General features: G+C 41.9%; 11 protein-coding genes and 1 pseudogene. 9 read left to right on the top strand and 3 right to left on the bottom strand.

The genetic code is table 11. From position 1 onward, the window contains the following. Positions 1-410: 410 nt before the first annotated feature. Positions 411-3,830, bottom strand: a complete 3,420-nt coding sequence (mfd, locus tag APHWEB_RS01585; RefSeq protein ID WP_020849217.1) for a transcription-repair coupling factor — start codon at positions 3,828-3,830, stop codon at positions 411-413. A 202-nt stretch (positions 3,831-4,032) separates the two neighbouring features. Here mfd and rnhA point away from each other — a divergent pair, with 202 nt between their 5' ends. The 9 genes and pseudogenes from rnhA to APHWEB_RS07125 all read left to right on the top strand — a co-directional run. Next, positions 4,033-4,485 (top strand): ribonuclease HI, encoded by a 453-nt coding sequence (gene rnhA / locus APHWEB_RS01580; protein WP_011450263.1) that lies wholly within the window; start codon positions 4,033-4,035, stop codon positions 4,483-4,485. A gap of 38 nt (positions 4,486-4,523) precedes the next feature. Further along, entirely contained in the window at positions 4,524-7,523 is a 3,000-nt protein-coding gene (locus tag APHWEB_RS01575) for a YhdP family protein (RefSeq protein WP_011450264.1), read from the top strand. 203 nt (positions 7,524-7,726) lie between these two features. Next, the gene (gene pyrH, locus APHWEB_RS01570; RefSeq protein ID WP_011450265.1) at positions 7,727-8,461 is read left to right on the top strand and encodes a UMP kinase; all 735 of its coding nucleotides are present in this window, start codon (positions 7,727-7,729) and stop codon (positions 8,459-8,461) included. 47 nt (positions 8,462-8,508) lie between these two features. Continuing rightward, on the top strand, positions 8,509-9,024 hold the full coding sequence (frr, locus tag APHWEB_RS01565; RefSeq protein ID WP_044104153.1) for a ribosome recycling factor: 516 nt from the start codon (positions 8,509-8,511) through the stop codon (positions 9,022-9,024). Positions 9,025-9,070: 46 nt separating this feature from the next. After that, positions 9,071-9,250 carry a hypothetical protein gene (locus APHWEB_RS06265; protein WP_020848763.1) on the top strand — a complete coding sequence of 60 codons (180 nt, stop codon included), beginning with the start codon at positions 9,071-9,073 and terminating at the stop codon, positions 9,248-9,250. Between the two features lie 284 nt (positions 9,251-9,534). Beyond that, on the top strand, positions 9,535-10,269 hold the full coding sequence (locus APHWEB_RS01560; RefSeq protein WP_226988824.1) for a phosphatidate cytidylyltransferase: 735 nt from the start codon (positions 9,535-9,537) through the stop codon (positions 10,267-10,269). Positions 10,270-10,367: 98 nt separating this feature from the next. Continuing rightward, positions 10,368-10,526 (top strand): hypothetical protein, encoded by a 159-nt coding sequence (locus APHWEB_RS06260; RefSeq protein ID WP_155237120.1) that lies wholly within the window; start codon positions 10,368-10,370, stop codon positions 10,524-10,526. A 205-nt stretch (positions 10,527-10,731) separates the two neighbouring features. Beyond that, positions 10,732-10,941, top strand: a complete 210-nt coding sequence (locus tag APHWEB_RS01555; RefSeq protein WP_011450268.1) for a hypothetical protein — start codon at positions 10,732-10,734, stop codon at positions 10,939-10,941. A 950-nt stretch (positions 10,942-11,891) separates the two neighbouring features. Further along, positions 11,892-12,407: pseudogene (locus tag APHWEB_RS07125) on the top strand (P44/Msp2 family outer membrane protein); the annotation flags it as partial. A 990-nt stretch (positions 12,408-13,397) separates the two neighbouring features. On the opposite strand, the gene APHWEB_RS01545 reads toward APHWEB_RS07125, so the two are convergent. Both APHWEB_RS01545 and purC read right to left on the bottom strand, forming a co-directional pair. After that, positions 13,398-16,898, bottom strand: a complete 3,501-nt coding sequence (locus APHWEB_RS01545; protein ID WP_155370090.1) for a hypothetical protein — start codon at positions 16,896-16,898, stop codon at positions 13,398-13,400. Between the two features lie 454 nt (positions 16,899-17,352). Continuing rightward, positions 17,353-18,087 carry a phosphoribosylaminoimidazolesuccinocarboxamide synthase gene (gene purC / locus APHWEB_RS01540; RefSeq protein ID WP_011450272.1) on the bottom strand — a complete coding sequence of 245 codons (735 nt, stop codon included), beginning with the start codon at positions 18,085-18,087 and terminating at the stop codon, positions 17,353-17,355. Positions 18,088-18,138 lie beyond the last annotated feature (51 nt).

Here is an 18,138-nt window from a genome sequence, read left to right as displayed (position 1 = left end):
CAGTAAGTGCATGCGAGCAATTGTGTGCTGCCAGTATCATTCTGGTTACTGAGAATGTTTAGTGTGATTTTGCGCCAAGAGTAAGTTAAGAGGAGACAGCTTATGACCCTATCATGTAAATGAGAACGTAGGGCAATTGTAGTGATATTACTCACCCTATGAGAATAAAACTACCAGTACACTGTTAGCTGGGTAGTGGTGCTATAAAGTGTGTTACTAGGCTAAAATGGCAAAGCGCAAACTGATGAGGTGTAAGTGTGGGGATTTTTATAAGATAGATACGCATCAGGCAGTGATGCATTTGTATAGATGAAATATCCATGGCTTCCGCCTAGAGATAAGGGTGTGCGTATGTTGAGGGCAGAGTATTTTTGTGTACTGCAGCTATGTTCTTTTCCAGTGCATGTGATCTAGTCTGTTTTCGTCTCTTTTGATACGGGTGTATGAGTAAGTAAACTGTTTATTTTTCTTAGACATGCTATCAGATATCTAGTCACATTATTGGCATGTACTGCGGATATTAGCACATTCACACTGTTCCCCTGCATGGTGAAAATGCCGGCATTGTTTACAAAGTATTTTAGGAGTGACTCTTGGGGTGTAAAACTACGTCCAAATAGTAGGGTAAGGTGATTTTTGAAATGGGTGATTTCAGCAATGCCGATGCGGGCACAGAGATGTTTTATGTGTATTATATCCAGTAGATTGATTACCTCACGTGGGGGCATGCCAAATCTGTCTTTTAGTTCCTCAGAATAGCGACTTATCTCTTCGGGTGTCTTTAAGCTACTAATTTTTTTGTAGACCTGCATTCTGAGTTCGAGTTCTTGTATGTATGACTCGGGAATTCGTACATTTGCATTTATATCCACCTTTATATTATGGCAGCTTACGGCAGAGCTTTCTGTGGTCATTTTGCATGTTTCTAAGGCTTCTTCTAACATGCGGTGATAGAGCTCAATGCCAACTTCTTTTATGTTTCCAGATTGTTCTTCTCCGACTAAATTGCCAAATCCCCTCATGTCCATATCCTGTAGGGATAGTGCAAAACCTGAACCAACGCTGTTTAGAGATTTCAGTGCTTCTAACCTCTTCATGCCGGGAGAATTAGAAGTTGCTTTATTTGAGAGTATCAAATACGCATATCCTTGTGTGGTGCTGCGGCCAACGCGTCCTTTTAATTGATATAGCTGCGCAAGGCCAAACATATCGGCATTATATATAATTATGGTATTAGCAAATGGAATATCTATTCCGCTCTCTATTATCGACGTTGTCAGGAGAAGGGAGAATTTGCCATCAAAGAAATCATTCATAATTTTATCTAACGCGAGGGGTGCGGTGCCTCCGTGGGCTACTGCTATTTTGACTTCCGGAACAAGCTTTTGTAGTCGCGTTAGCACTGGCTCAATATCGGCGATAAGAGGACATGTAAAAAACACCCTACCACCTCTGTTGACCTCGTTAAGTATGGCTGTTTTTATTGTCTTCTCATCGAAGTGTGTTATAGAAATCTCTACAGTAGTTCTCCCAATAGGGGGTGTGCGGAGTATGCTCAGGTCTTTTATATTGGAGAGTGACATATGTAGCGTCCTAGGTATAGGTGTGGCTGAGAGCGATAGTACATGAACGTCATGCTTCAATAGCCGGAGTTTTTCTTTTTGTTGTACGCCAAAATGTTGTTCTTCATCAATAATCAGTAATCTGAGGTCTAAAAACTGGATGCTATCCGATAGTAGGGCACTCGTACCTATAATGATGTTGATACTCCCTTCTTCAAGTCCTTCCCGGATTTGTTGCTTCTTTTTCGCAGTTGCTTTTGAAAGCTGTTGGATATTGACTTTGTAATTCTTGAATCTTTCTTTAAAGGCGAGAAAATGCTGGCGACATAGTAAAGTTGTCGGTACAAGCACAGCCACTTGGCATGTTATATCTTCGTTGACTACAAGAAAAGCAGCGCGTAGTGCAATTTCTGTTTTACCAAATCCAACATCACCGCATATTAGCCTGTCCATGACTTTGCCGCGTGCAAGGTCATTTTCAACATCTGCTATAGCTTTTAGTTGGTCTTCTGTTTCGACATAAGGACATTCTTTGCAGAAGTCTATATACAATGAGCTGGGTAGAAATCTGCTTCCGTCGGCTAATTTACGCATGGCCTCTGCATGTAAGAGGGTCTTTGCGATATCATCTATGCGCTTTTTCAGCTTGTTTTGTTTGTCGTGCCATGCAGAGCTGCCCAGTCTATCTAGGACTACATCCGTATTAATTCCGTACTTTGTTATAAGGTCAGTATCTTCTACGGGAACAAATAGTTTGTCATCGTTACGATACTTAATCTCAACGAAATCATGACAGCTCCCACAAACGGTTAACGTTCTGAGAGCGATGAAAATACCTACACCGTAGTCTTTATGTACGACAACGTCCCCAATAGTAAGCTCAGAAGCATTATTTGTAACCGTGCGTCTCGCTTTTTTTATGGAGCATTGCCTACCGAGTAAACTATGTTCTGTAATGATTATGAAATCTTCAGTTTCGACATCATGTTGGAATGGCAGTATAGCTGTACTATATTTACTGGTTATGTCGGAGAAACTTGATACTCTCGATATATGCATGTCGAAGTGTTTGAACTTCTCAACAAGATACTGCATGGATTCTTCGCTATAGCACGCCAATAGCACTTGCTTTTTTGCTTCTTGCATATGGTTTGCAGTTACCGAGAAAATATTACAGCCTCTTTCGCGAGCTTGTAATTTGAGGTCAGGTAACAGCGCTAGTGTGCTCTTCGTCAGCGCTACTGTAGCGGGGTTTTGTACTATACTTTGTGGTGCTGAATCAAAGCGACATAATAGTATTTTGTGGAATCGTGCTAGAACTTGCTCGTAGCTTTGTAAATCAAGAAACAGCGATGTACAGTGAGTTGTGCAATCCTGCGTATCATTTTGTTCCCAAATGTTCTCAATTCGCTGTTTTATGTTGGAAAATGTTGCTTCACTTAGAACAAGCTCTGCTTCCTGTATGTAGTCGAAAAGAGTTACTAAAGCATCAGCTTGTAGTAACGGTAGTAATTGTTCTTCACCTTCGAATTTTTGCCGATGTACGACGGCTTCGTAAAGTGGAGGGTTGTTGCTTCGTAGATGGGAGCATTTCTCAGAGAATCTAGCAATGTTTCCGTCATTTTTTATCAATTCAGATGCGGAAAAGATCACTATATCCAGAATTTGTTCACTGCATGTAATCTGGGTATCTGGATCGAAGAACTTTATTGATTCTACAATATCATAGTCAAAGTATATTCTGACGGGGTTTTCATTCACTGCTTGGAAGATGTCCACTATATCTCCGCGCACAGCAAAACTACCGACTTCTTGTACTACAGTTGATGACTTCACGTACCCATGCTCTATCAAATGTAGGGTCAGCTCGTCCATCGATAAGCTTTTTCCAGCTTCTATGTGCAATGTAGAAGAAGATACGGCATTTTTCGGTAATACTTTTTGGATTAAAGCGCTGATAGTTGTTAGCAGTATGTAGGGTTTGGAGCCTACTGATAACAAATCCAGTAAGCACTTTACTCTATGAGTCATCACATAACTGCTAGGGGAAGTGTGCTTATATGTGCACGTATCCCATGCGGGAAATAATAGTATATTGTGTGTGCTATCGAAGAATTTTAGAGTTTTTACCAAAAGCTCCAGGGGTTTATCATCCTGCAGCACGCATACAAAAGATTTTTTGGGATTATTGCGACATATCTCAGTGATCAGCGCATCTTCTAATTCCGGAGCTATGCCCGTGACTATTTCCGAGGAACCCATATCCATAAATACTAAATTATACAGAAAGCTGACTCGGTGGTTACATAACCAAGCAGCTTAGCCAATGGTACTTTAAGATGCATGACCAAGGAATCAACAACGCTTATGTGAATAGCCTCTCTACGCAAGGCTGTAGGTACCAACACGAATGTCATTGTATTATGCAGGGTATTGGAATACAATCAAAAACGGTGGATTTGTGGTACTTATGGATAGTGGGCAGGTTGTCATATACACTGATGGAGCTTGTTCTGGTAATCCTGGCCCTGGCGGCTGGGGTGCGGTCTTTCTTTTTTCGGGTGGTGAGGAGCGTAGGATATCAGGTGGTTGTAGCGATACAACAAACAACAGGATGGAGCTTTCTGCAGTGATAGAAGCTTTAGGTGCTTTAGATAGGCAATGTAACGTTTGTGTGCGTACGGATAGTGTCTATGTGAAGAATGGTATTACTACGTGGATACACAAGTGGAAGTCAAATGGCTGGCAAACTGCGAGTAAGTCTGCTGTAAAAAATGTAGATTTGTGGATGCAGCTTGAGGCACTGACGCTGAAGCATAATGTGACGTGGGAATGGGTTAAGGCTCATGCAGGTAACAGGTATAATGTTGAGGCTGATGCACTGGCAAGAGCTGAAGTAGAGCGCCAAGTTATGAAGCGTTGAGGGGGAACTTTGCCAGCGTTGAGGTGTTGATTAGATTGATGAATTCTATAGCGTGGATTTGCATAAAGTTTTTGTTTATAGGTGCAGTACTGCTGTTTGGGGGGGTATTGTACTATAATGTCAGCACTAAAGACACGTTGGAGTTCCGCTCAAAACTTATAAATCTATATCTAGAGCACAAGTTATCTGAATTCTTCTTCGGGGCAGATGTAAGTATGCGGGACGTAAAGCTTACGTGGCGCCGGGCTGATGAAAATTTTGTTTTGTCAGCGCAGGGAGTAACTGTAGTTGACAAAAACTTAGGTGTGAAAGTAGAGGCGCCTGAGGCATCGATTTATTCTAAAATCGGTATTTTGTTTCTATGGGGTGACTGGGGAGACAGTCGTCTTGAGATAGAAAAGGTCAGCGTTGATTTTTTGCATTCTGAGGGGGTGGTGCAAACGGAGGGAGTTCCATTTTCCGTAGAGGCGCTGCGTTCGAAGCTTCTAGTCTTTGTTCGATCTAATATTCCGGTAAAAATCGGAAAATTGCTTTTACAAGACGATAATGGGGGCAGGGTATTTGTTGATTCTTTACGCTTTGGCAAGGAAAACGAATACGATGGGCGAGTATTCAATCTGGAATTTAGTAGTGACGAGTCTGCAGTGAGGGTGCGTCTATCGGAGCACTATAAGGGGGTGCTTTCTCTTCATGTAGAGTATGATAACTTCAATACAAATCTACTAAGATATTTGGAGTTTTTGGATGCAAGGCTTGCCAGGTACAAAAATTTTGTACTCTCTGGTACTGCTGATATTGTGTTGAATGCGCACGATGGTATCGACTATGGGGAAATAAACCTGCAAAACCTTAAGGGTGTGATGCCTTATGGTTCGGGGCAGGAGCTAGTTGTGCAGAGCTTTAAAGTGCGTGCTAAGTACAGTGACGGTAAATTGCAGGTTATAAACTTTAACTTATTGGCGGATGATGACATAGCCCTGAGATTGCGTGCTTCCTTTGATTCTTCCACCGATTACTTAGATGTGAATGTGGTCGGCTATGAGATAAGTGCAAAAAATGTGTGTGCATATTGGCCAGAGCAGATGTATGCAGGTGCGCGTGAGTGGTATTGTAATCACGTATTGGGCGGGTACTTTCGTGAACCTCAAGTATTCTATCACGGCCCTTTTAGTGATATTACAAATTTGTTAAATTATAGGGTCAGTTCTCATTTGAAGGATGCAGTTGTTTTTATAAACGATGACATAGGCGAGATAAATGTTGTCGATGGTGGATTACTGCTTAGTAGGGGTGATCTAATAATAAGGTCGGGTGACTATAGTTACCGTGGTGTTCATGCCTTGGAAGGAAAAGCTGTCATCAAGGGTATTAGCAGTGGAGCTGCCAAATTAGAGGTACAGGGGTATTCTGTAGATGGTGCGGAAAAGTTATACGAAGCTACTGGGGTGCAATCGCTGCTAAGCATAGGAGGGAGTAGGGAGAGCATATCTGGAGTGGCTACTACGGATTTTAACATAGAAGTGTACAATTTGTTGGGTGATGCTGACGTATACAGCAAGGTGTCGATAGCATCAAAGGTTGAGGATCTTGATGCTGAGGGAATACTAAACAGCTTGCACGTCAAGAACGGTAGTATGAATGTTAATTTTAGTGGTGGGGTTCTTAGAGTTGATGGAACTGGCACATTGAATGATCACGATATGGTTTTGTCTGTAACTAAAGATTGGCAGGGTGACAAGGGGCTGCATTGTAAATTTGATGGATACGTTTCGGGTGAGAATTTGCAAGGTTTAAGTTCTACGGCAAGGATGCTGGGTGTAAACGGATATGCCCCGGCGGAGATAGAGTGGATTAGTGGTTCTGCGGCTGAGAATACTACCATTGGGGGTAAAGTAGATATTACGCATTTGTCTTTAGGGGGCGATCAGAAGGGCTATTTTGATATTGGGGATCTACATAGGGAGCTATCGTTTCTTGTGGAGATGGGTTCTGGTGGTGATATAGATATTGCCTATGTAGATGTTAAAGGCGATGGGGTGGATGTTAGTGTTTCTGGGAAGGTGAAAGATGGTAACATTGACCTTGTGGCTGACAAAATAGAGTTTTTGAAGACGAATGCTTGGGCTCGTGTCAAATCTGATGGTAGCAACATAGATCTAAAGCTACGTGGGGAGTTTTTAGATCTGAGTAAGGCGAATCTAGGTGCATTTCTGAAGGGAGAATCAGCGTCCCGTGATGTTGTTGTCAGTATAGAATCTGACAAGGCGCTTATGAATAATGGTGTGCTTATAGAAAAGTTGGATATTGAACTAGCGACTGGAGATCGAGGTGGGACAAATGCGAAGGTGAGGGGGTATTTCGCGGGTGATATGATGCCCATTAGTATAGACTACGGTCCCATGGGGTTGGAGGTAGTGACGGGAAACGCAGGCAAGTTTCTACGCGCCATAGACGTTCTAAATACGGTGGATGGCGGGCGTTTGTCGATATACATGTATCCAGATACTCATAGTGGTAGGACAAATGGCATGTTTTCTATCACGCGGTTTAATATTGTGGGTGCGCCGATTCTTGCGCAGATATTGACTCTCTCCTCTTTAAAAGGAATAAGCAATACGTTGAGTGGTAGTGGTATACATTTCAGTAAGTTGAATGTTCCTTTTAATTATAAAAACAATGTAATAAGCTTCGGCGAATCCTGGATGGAGGGTGCTGAGCTTGGGATAAGCTTGGATGGTAGTATAGACCTTGTGGGTAATGACTTTGATATAAGAGGTCAAATAGTTCCTGCATATGCTGTGAACAAAATGGTGTGGAGTGCTCCGATTATAGGCAAGATACTTACGGGTGGTTACAGTCGTGGTATAGTTGCCATAGACTACAAAGTGAAGGGTACTGCTAAGCAGCATGATATATCGGTAAACTTTCTCTCCATCTTAACGCCGAATTTGCTCAAGAGAGTGTTAAAGGTCTTAGATTACAAGATGAAGCAGGAGAGCGAGTCTTCTGCTTCACATCAGCATGATAAAGTTGCCTAGGTATGTAATTTTGTTTGAAAGAGCATGTGGTGTTATAGCTGGGTATTTTTGACTTTTTGTTCCTCCTGCGGTGTGCATAGTGCTTTGTGTTGTGTATCAATTTGCGCTTTGGGGGCTCCGTATCTAGCTAGATTGATTATTTAGTGTATTGTAGTATAATCAACGCTGACTGTGCCCACGGGGGTGGAACTTACGCTTGGATTATGTCAATCGATTGTAATGTTGTGGAGAATGTGCGTTATTCTAGGGTTTTGCTGAAGGTATCGGGAGAGGCACTTGCCGGAGAGAGAGGTTTTGGGTTCGATCAGGATGTCATAGGAAAGTTGTCGTGTGACTTGAAGAAGGTGAGAGAATCTGGGGTGGAGCTGTGTATTGTGGTTGGTGGTGGCAATATCTTCCGTGGCTCATCTACCTCGTTTGGCTTTGAAAGAGCTAGTAATGATTATGTAGGTATGCTTGCTACTATGATCAATGCCTTAGCGTTGCAGAATTCACTTGAGGATATGGGGATAGCGAGTAGGGTGCTTTCTGCTATTCCGATGACTGCTGTGTGTGAGACGTACATTAGAAGGCGTGCTATACGTCATCTAGAGAAGGGCAGAGTGGTTATATGTGCTGCAGGGATTGGTAGCCCTTTCTTTACTACGGATACCGCTGCTGTGTTGAGAAGCATAGAGATGCGTTGTGATGCTATATTCAAGGGCACACAGGTGGATGGTGTATATTCATCAGATCCAAAGAAGGATTGTTCTGCTACAAGATACGACAAAATCTCCTACCATGACTTACTTGCGTCAGATTTAAAGATAATGGATGCTGCCGCGGTGTCGCTCGCGAGGGAGAATTCTATTCCTATAATTGTGTTTGATCTAGGGAAAGAGAATGCTTTTTCGGAAGTGATGAAGGGAAGGGGTACGTTTACTACTATATCTGGATAGGAGGGGAAGTGGCTACTGGAGCGATTAGGCAATATGCTCAAGAGAGGATGGACAAGACTTATGCCATGTTCTTGAATGACATATCGGGTATACGGACAGGAAGGGTGAGTGCGTCGTTGTTGGACGGTATTTCTGTCAGTTACTACGGCAATAAGGTGAAATTGAACACAGTTTCTAGCATATCGGTAAATGGTCGTACGCTGTTGGTTTCTCTTTGGGATGCTAGTATTCTAGGAGAGGTGAAGTCGGCTATTGAAGCTTCTAACATGGGATTTGGTATGACGTGTGAGTCAAGTACTGTTAGGCTTGTCGTTCCTGAGCTCACGAATGATGTGCGGAAGAACTTGGTTAAAATGCTGAACAAACTCGCTGAGGAGAGCAAGGTTTCTATACGTAACATCAGGAGAGATGCCATAGAGAGGCTGAAGTCTCTGCAAGATAACAAAGAAATATCAGAAGATGACATGCATGGTGTTAGTGCGGAAATCCAGAAAATTACCGATTCTTTTATCAAGAAAATTGCCGATGCTTATACCAGCAAGGAAAGTGAGATCCTAGGTTAGAAGGGCGAGGAGTATTCTTTATCCTTGGGTTATATAGGTTGCTTAGGTGTATTGCATTGCAATATGGCTTCAAAGCGCGCGGGTGTTGCTGGCCAGAATCCTTCGAAAAAGTGATATACAGTTCTTTGTGCCAGGGTTGCGTGTTATTTTATGTAGGTTGCGGGAGGACGCAGTTATTAGTAGTGGTAAGTGTAAGTTGTGGTTAAGGATTGAAGCGGTGGTATAGGGGCGAAGTTGTTGCATAGGACAGGTACGTAACCAAGATGTAATAACATGGGTGTAACATTTGCTGTAAAAGTCTTGAGATGATAACTTGTCAGCAGCTTGTATGGCCGTTTTGTGGAGATTATTTTAATAGGGAGCTGTTCTAGTATGTAGGATGCTATTGGTATGATACGAGAAATGTGCTAGATAGTACTCTGGTGAGCGCGTGTGACAAGGTGCGGATAGTAAATTTAATACGGCGGCATAGGCGATGTTCTTTGCTGGGGATAAACTTGTTTCGGGGGTGTGGTGAAGGTCAGTGGAGTTCGAGAAATGCCTAAGCGTTGCATTGAAAAGTTAAAGACACGTTTGTCGAGTTGTAAAGTACGTGCAGTAGATAGGAACTTTCTTATAAGGTTGGTAACTGCGGGATTTTGGGGAGGAGCGTTCGTAGTTGGGTTAAGTTATGGTGGGGTACTATTTTACCTTTTGCTATTTTCTTTAGCGATGGTATCGTCTTTTGAGTGGCATCAGATGACTTGTGGTCACAGGTGGTTTTACATTCCTGCTGTAGCAATGATAGCTTTGCCGTATGCTTCTATGGCGTATATATATACTCTTCCTCATGGAACTATAATATTGTCCTGGTTAATACTGAGTATTTGGAGCACGGATACTGCGGCGTATTTTCTAGGGCGGACCTTAGGCACTCGTAAGATCATTCCGGCTATTAGCCCTGGTAAAACCTGGGTTGGTTTATGGGCTGGTATAGCTTTTAGTGCGGTGAGCACTTTGGTTATGTCTGTAATTTTTGGCATATTTTATGTGCCGCACTCAATTCTGATAGGAGCTGTAATAGCGGTAGTGGCACAGTGTGGTGATGTTACAGAGTCAGCCGTGAAGCGTATGTGTAAAGTGAAGGATAGTGGGTTTATTGTACCGGGGCATGGTGGGGTGATGGATAGAATGGATGGGTTCATATTCACTGCGCCGCTTGTGGCATACTATGTGAAGCACTTTTCTAAGTTCTTTATCGGTTAGTGTATTGTGATTCACTGGTGTGGGATAGGTATGATGGGTATCAAATCCTTCTCACATAGTTAAGCAGGCTAAGTGGCATTTGCTTATTAGGCCGGTAGGTGTTTTTGTTACATCTCGAAGGGTGCGGGTGTTGGTCATATAGTGTGAGAGAGATTCTTATGTGTATATGGTCGGCTCATGGTCTTTTGAATCCCAGGGATGTTGGAGGACATTGCTTGCTGCGTGTAGACAAGATCAAGAAAGCAACAGCATCTTAGGTGGTATAGGGATTTAGCTGTTGGTTTGATAAAGTAATTTTCTAAAGTGTGTATTGCGTCCGATCATTTGGGAGAGTAGCACGTAAAATGTGCGTTTGCTGTGCAATGCACAAAACATCTGAAACTGTTGTCAGGGCAAAGATACGGTTTGGTAGTATGGTTTTTAGTGTTCCTGTTTATTTAAGCAGTGTTCCAAAGTTTTTAATTGAACTATATTTGTGAGATGCCATTGAGAATCTGCTCTAGGAATGCTCGTAGATTTCCTAAAGCGAGTAGTGATGATAATTTTGCAGTGTCTTTTAGTGAGAGGGGTGCATCAAGCAATGCCCATTCGTCGTCTTGCAAACCTTATCACAAGGTGACGTTTTGCAATTTGGAATCTAAAGACCTGGCGGTGGTTATCCGGGGGCTTTAGTTTACTTAGTGCAGCTTTTCTACTTACTTCGAGAGTGTGATTTACGTCTATCTAGAGCCATATATGAGATATTATTAGTTACTTTTTAGTGCTGTAGCTAGGTATTAAGTTTATCTAAGATACTCCTATCAAGCTTGCCCCGGAATTTATTGTGAGGTGAATTTGGAGTTTCGTATATTGATACACTAGAGTTCTACTATTGAGAAACAAGTACATAGTACATTTTGCTTTGGTAACGGGTGCACGTAGGGTAGGTAGTTCATGCTAAAGTTTATTCCGGGGCTTTGATAATTTCGGCTGCTTTTTCTCTAAGATGTGTTGAATTATGGAAGCACGATTGGTGAGCTGCAGTGTATTTACTAGCTAGGTAGCTCGTTTTTTATTAGCCCGATATTGTTTAGGAACGGGTTTAATTTACGAGTTGACTAAGTAACCACGCTTTTCCATATATCTAGAAGCAGTCTCTATGCATGTTTTGTTTAGCAGTCTTAGATCTTAGAATGCAGTATCAAGTTTTTATATGTCTGGTAGCGGCTGTTGAGTTTAACTTGAAGCGCTGTACGTAATTTGTGTTTTTATATCTAAGGCTCTTTATACTGTATATGCCTTGAGTTTTGTAATCGGGTACAGGTTTTTATATTTGGAGCTCTTGTACTGTGTTTACCCCGGGATTTATTATTGGGTAGGCTTGATATTCAGGTTCTATCATCGCAGCTATTCATGGCGCTATTACAGATAAATTTGGAATTTTGTAGATTGGTTATCTAGTATTCTATTATTGGATTTCTAAGGTAAGACATAGTGCACATTGCTTTGAGCACTAATCGTATGTCTGGTCGTGAATTATTCATCTAAACCAATACTAATTACAATGCTGCAATAGTTTTTAGCTATTTAACCCCGATATCTATTGCATTGCGGCAGTATTATTAGAAAAAGATGGAGCAGAATATCTACTAGCTAAGGAGTTAGCTTATGATGTTGTTACTGGACAGACTGATAAGCTTACTGCTGCTCTTGCCAAGACTTCCGGTAAAGACATCGTTCAGTTTGCTAAGGCGGTGGAGATTTCTGCTCCTAAGATCGATGAGAAGGTTTGTGCGACGAAAGATCGCGAAGGTGGGAGTGGTAATAAATACGGTGTTTACGGAGCGACTACCGATGATTCATCAACATATCCAAGGGCACGATGTGGTGCTGCAGGGCACAATAGTCAGAGTGGAAGTCCAAGCACTCCACAGGTTTTGCATGACTTTGCGGAGAAAACTCTGTTAGGAGATGGTAGTAAGAACTGGCCCACATCAAGCGGCACTGGAACTCCAAAGCCAGAAACTAATGACAACGCCAAAGCTGTCGCTGGAGACCTAACAAAGCTCAACTCTGACGAAAAAACCATAGTAGCAGGGTTATTAGCCAAAACTATTGAAGGGGGTGAGGTTGTGGAAATCAGGGCGGTTTCTTCTACTTTCGCAAAAACCTAAAAATAGTTGCTAACGCTTCCGTCGTGGTCCACTTTGGGTATTATGATGATTATGCATAGAGTATGTGCTGTGTAGGTACGTTACAGTAGCATAACGTGCAGCCTCCTAGTCCTCTATTATAGTGTTAAAGGTTTATAACTAGGACCCTATTTTAGATCATTGCTGGGGTTGTTGAGATTGGGGCGGTATCTTCCACTTCTGTGATGGGTTGCTTAGGATTCAATTATTAAGAACGGAGAGATTAAGTGTTGAGTAAGCACAACGCAATCCAATCCGTCTTTTATCCTGAATACCCTAGCTAAGTAACGGCGAAATTAGTGCTGGATTTGAGGTGCTGTTACTCAGGAGTTTCATGTATGGAATTAGTTCAGGGTTGCGTGAATACGTTTACGTTACAGACATCTAATATCTAAGATTTTTGGTGCTATTATCAGGCACTTGGTTGATACCAGGATAAGTTATCTAGGATATCATTTCAGGATAAGGGTAATGAATTATGTTGTTGAGAAGTTAGTGTGCGCTTTCTTTTGACTTCACAAGTACTTCCAGGTGCGTTTCTACCGCGCGTGCTTGGTCAACTTTTGGTGTTATGCATATGTTACCAAGCGTTGTATATCAAATCTATGTAATAGCCTATTCTGCAGAATATCTTGCAGTCTAAGCGTTGCACACAAAACTAAAGCCCGTAACAAGTATTTGCCCTTGTTCTGACACCCGATAACTATACCGCTAATAAATGCATCAGAATTCAAAAACGCAACAGATATGGGTGGAGACTTATCACAGCTGTCTAGTCTAAGACGTTAGTAAAAATGCTCAAAACACGCCACATACAAGATGTAATTTCTTTATCTTGTAGCCCTAAGCAAAAGCACAGGTCCGTTTATGATGGGGTCCCCGAACACACTGTGCATTGAGAATCTTGCTATAGGCATCTCTTGTAGCGAGACACACAGAAACAACGATCCATATAAATTAAGTACCATGTTGTTTCTGTCCTGCTCCTTCTATAGCCTCTGGGCCAGTGGTAACACATTGATTAAGATCACTGCTCACAGTATCTGCCGAAGGTTCTAATAATGAAGTAGCGCTGGTAGATGCCTCAAGATTTGTCGCTTGCAAGCTGCCTGTTAAGTAACTTTTTGTCCTTACACTAAGATCAAGAAGTTGATCTGGCTCGTCCTCGAGGATTTCTGAAATTATATCATCTGACACATGTTTATTAGCTAAAACAAGTTCGGAAATTTTTTGACAGGAGCTATCTATGCAGATCTTAGTGTTCCATTCTGTCATCGCCATGCATTGCGTGGACGCATCATGTACTAGAGAAGAAGGCAGAGAAGTATGTGCTACTGTCGCAGGAGTGTCGCCCTGATACGGTTTCTTTATGTCGCATTCTTGTGCATTGCTGACATAATGTAGTGGTGAGTGTGCTGTATCTTGTGTTTTTTCAAGGTGTAGAGCATTACCACGTCCGCGTTTGCTATATCTTTTCTCAGCTAAAGTACCTCTTTTGGCAAATAGGTTCTCTCCAAGATAGCAAGAAGTAGTGTTGGTTGCGGGTTGTATGCCAGCAAACGAGCGGTTAGCTATAGTCTCAATAGAGACAGATGTTGCTGAATCTAGAAGGGGCAAGCAAGAGGTATATGTGTCCTTTTGGTTAGAAAAAGGTTTAGGAACCATAGTAGTACGCGGATTTCTAAAAAAATTGCGTTCATAAGGTGATGTGTTAGTTTTGATTTCCCTTTTTTTCTGTTCTTTTTTGAGCGTTTTTTCCCCTGCAGTCGAGTTGTGCCCACATCCCACATTGCTGCTTACGTGTTCAATATTTCGGGCCACAGACTCATTGCATTTTACTGAATGCCCCATGTACATAGGGCTTGGTGCAGCATAGCGAACATATGTACCATGATAGCCTGGGTATAAATTACTGCTATTGTATGGCGAAGCGAGAAAATGAGGTCTGTAAGCATTAACCCCATACGTATAATGAGTATGCGTTGCGATTGGTCTATGACCACTACTAGGTGCCAGCAATGATTGTAAGACACTGGGTAGCGGCATTCTAACCCCTTGTTCGGATGCCAAAGTAGTAGCCTTATTTTGCTGCAAACTATTCCCGCTGGGTGCATGTTGTAATGACCATGTAGGGCACGCGTGCGTACTTGGATGCTTGACTATATATGACATGTTATAATTCTGCATTAAGTGCACGGCAGAAAGCCTATCTGTAAGATGTACAGGACAATAACCATGGTTTGTAGGTGTGGATAAAGTAGGGCCACGGTAATGTTGTAGAAATGAATTCTGGCTTTGTGACAGGTAATTAGAGGTTATTACGGTGGGCGCTCTTAGAATTAGCGGCGGAGACACAAGAGACGCCATACTTCTTGTTAATGCACTACTGGTGCTATGAGGAGTATTGTGTATTGTTGCGTCAGGTACGTGCGCAAAAAAGCTATGGATGAAGTTTTCAAGTGCACGTATGCCCACATTGCTCTTACCTGTATCCATCATGTACTGCTTTTGAAGTAATGTGCAATTTTTTTCCATTGTTAGTGCTGTTTCTGTGCTATTAGTAAGTGTGCTCTGGCGCTGCTGCAATCCTTTGGTACTGCCAGCCTCACTAGATGATTCATATACCATTTTAGCGTGAGGTTTTGGGATGTCTTTCCGGCTGTTTTCCGCAATTACACTGATACTAGATGTATTGTTTGTCCATGCTGCATCTGAGTGCACGGGTACAGGCATATTGGCCCCACTAGGTTCCACCTCCGAAGATATAAAGGCAGCACTTTCAGTTATGGCAGGCGCTGTTAAAACATTCTGTACTATGATGAGCTCCAGTTCATCATAGAAATGCAAAAATTCTCCCCTGGAACTCAATTTCTTTGTTGCAAAGTATGACTGAAACTCAAATATATTTTTACTGTTCACATGAGTATTTTCTACGCCAAAATACCTGCTGTTAAATGCTAAAGCATTCGTGAGTAGGGATACGTAGACGTTTAGCATAGTGTCTTGAGGAGGATCACCTACACGACGTGGTAAAAAGATATAACGCATCGAGCTAAGTACAATATTTACATATTCCTCAACCAAGGTTGCTGTAGATGATTTTTTTTCAGTTTTCATATGCCACACCTCAGGTGTTTTTGTTTGTCTTCCGGTTGTTCTTGTTATGATTCTTTTGAAATCACGTAGCACTAGTCGGTCCAAGTAATGAACATTGTCTATGATGTATTTCAGACCATCATGAAACTCCTGAGTAACAGCTAGCGCTTCAGGCAGCATAGCGGGACCTATGCGTCTGTTTATTAGATCAATTTGTAAAGGACGTGTTATTCCAAGTAATTTGAGTTGTTTAGGAATATCAGCAGTATTTTGTAGTTCTTGGATTGAACATGCAGCTTGCGATATTCTACATAAAACATCATGCAAGATTGCTGGTAGCTCGCTCGGAGTAGCGATAGAGTTGTAGGTACGCTGAGTTTCGTAGTGAGCACTCTGAGTCAGGAATTCATCAAGTAGTGAAACAAGGCGATGCTGTGTAGTTTGGAATATAAGAAGCTGGTGGTTTTGATAACACTCAAAGTGCTCAATTTCCTCTCCTAAGACTACAAGACGTTTTACCTTATTGGATAAGGTTGGATAGTACAATTTATGGAAATGAAGTGCTTTCGATGTGATTCGTAAGATTTCAGTGTGTAGAATATTGATGTATTCTGGGTTCATTTCCGGTTCCAGTACGCTCCCAGCAGCGGCTATACGACTTCTCTTCAGTAAGGCGTTTCTTACGTTCTTTAAGAGTGTGAGACACTTGTGTAGCACATGACTATCGTTGAATAATTCACGTGTCACCACGGCTTCATGTGAGAACTTTATTAAGATCCGCAACCATATCGCACGTTCACCAACAGTTAGAACGTATGGGATCTTCTCCAAAAGCGTCATAAGGGGATAATACACAGCCATGTTAGGAAGACAAATTTTTGTCAGGTTGCTGAGCACGGTTTTTCTCACTCTTCCTACGCACTCTTCGAGATCGCTGTTAGTAAAAAACCTTTTTCTAACCGGTTTTAGAGTCTCCATTAGTATGTACAGCACGTCGCGAAGTTTCTCGGTTGTGATTAGCAATTGAGAGGAAGCTATAGCATTCAGATCACTATACGTGGATGTGTACACATCGTTCTCATGCATTCTTAGCTTACTGAGGCAAATGAGTACTCTAATAGCTTCTAATGCTTTGAGAGCTCCATGGTAATATTCCTTCTCATGACATGCCACTTCGACACTTAAAGCAGAATATACACTCTCTATTTCTTCTTTTACGGATAGTATAGTCTCCTCTGTGCAGGTTGCTGATAAATGCCGAGAAAGCTTAAAGACTTCCTCTAACATATAAAAATTTAAAAGGCGTGCATGCTCTAGTATACTGATACGCGTTGCTTCAGCTTGTCCCATATCATCCCTCAACTCAAAACAATACGCACTATATTGGTAAAAATCTTTACGTATTACTCAGAATAGGCACTGCATTTTGAATAAAAGTCAATAAATTTTAAAAAATTTACTAAATTTATAAAAAAGTTTACCAAAACATGATGAGCATGATACACAGATGCTCGTGCTACGTGAGAGGTGTTTGGAGTCCCACAATTCTAACGAGGGTGTATGTAATAGTGTTTTACCGAGGAATGTATGCTGTTGTAGGCCATATCGTGCCGTAGTGCATGAGTAGGCTCGAGCTTCCTTGTTGCAAGGTTAGAGCACGGGGGTTTTCTGCCTGCTGAGTAAGCCGTTGTGATGCGCCACCGTTGCATCCAGTATCAGTATGTTAGATGCGGTACATGAAAACTCCACGTCTATTGCTAGACCTTCCGGGTTATCACGCAATACCGCCTTACAAAACTTAGCGCAGGTTGGTCTTTTATTTGTTTTTAAAGTGCTGTTCTAGCCTTTGTAAAACTTCTTTGTACCCATCTTCTATGTTGCCTATGTCGAACCTGTACAGATCTTTATCCAGCACCGTAAGGGTAGATGTATCCCAAAGCCTACAAGTATCAGGGCTAATTTCGTCTCCTAGAACAATTTCCTGCTCAGAATGCGAATCTTTACCAAATTCCAGCTTAAAATCCACGAGTAAGATCTTAACTTCGGAAAAGAGTGCACTCAGAATATTATTAGCTTGCAGTGCTATTTCCCGCATGCGTGCGAGCTCGCTTTTTGAAGCAAGACCAAAGCAAGTTGCATGATCCTCTGCTATCATCGGGTCTGACAGTTCGTCGTTTTTATAATAGAACTCCACTATGGGTTCAGCCAGAACCTTACCCTTAGGAATTCCGAACTTTTTACACATGCTTCCAGCTGCGATATTTCTAACTACCACTTCTAGAGGAATCATGTTCAACTTGCTGACCAACTGTTCTTTGTCATTCAAAAATGACAAAAAGTGTGTACGTATGCCACTCGCTTCAAGGTGTTCCATCAGAAGAGAACTTATTCTGTTAGTTAATGCACCTTTTCCCTGTATCTCACTCTTTCTTTGTGCATTGAACGCTGTAAGAGTATCTTTAAAATGCTGTATCACCGCCCTTTCATTTTCCGGGTGGCGCAGAATAATCTTGGCCTTACCCTCATATAGAACTTCTCGTGTATTTTCCATTGTGTTCCTCTTACTTTGCAGCATTGTACCAATTTGGTAGATAATTTTGCA

This window comes from Anaplasma phagocytophilum str. Webster, from assembly GCF_000964685.1.
GTDB classification, from domain to species: domain Bacteria; phylum Pseudomonadota; class Alphaproteobacteria; order Rickettsiales; family Anaplasmataceae; genus Anaplasma; species Anaplasma phagocytophilum.
Note: the sequence above shows the minus strand (reverse complement) of the source record. Positions and strands in the feature narration are given on the sequence as shown.

Bases quoted from the DNA above. Each gene is read 5' to 3' on its own strand.
- mfd (WP_020849217.1), bottom strand. From the start codon at position 3,830: ATGGATATGGGTTCCTCGGAAATAGTCACGGGCATAGCTCCGGAATTA.
- rnhA (WP_011450263.1), top strand. From the start codon at position 4,033: ATGGATAGTGGGCAGGTTGTCATATACACTGATGGAGCTTGTTCTGGT.
- APHWEB_RS01575 (WP_011450264.1), top strand. From the start codon at position 4,524: ATGAATTCTATAGCGTGGATTTGCATAAAGTTTTTGTTTATAGGTGCA.
- pyrH (WP_011450265.1), top strand. From the start codon at position 7,727: ATGTCAATCGATTGTAATGTTGTGGAGAATGTGCGTTATTCTAGGGTT.
- frr (WP_044104153.1), top strand. From the start codon at position 8,509: ATGGACAAGACTTATGCCATGTTCTTGAATGACATATCGGGTATACGG.
- purC (WP_011450272.1), bottom strand. From the start codon at position 18,087: ATGGAAAATACACGAGAAGTTCTATATGAGGGTAAGGCCAAGATTATT.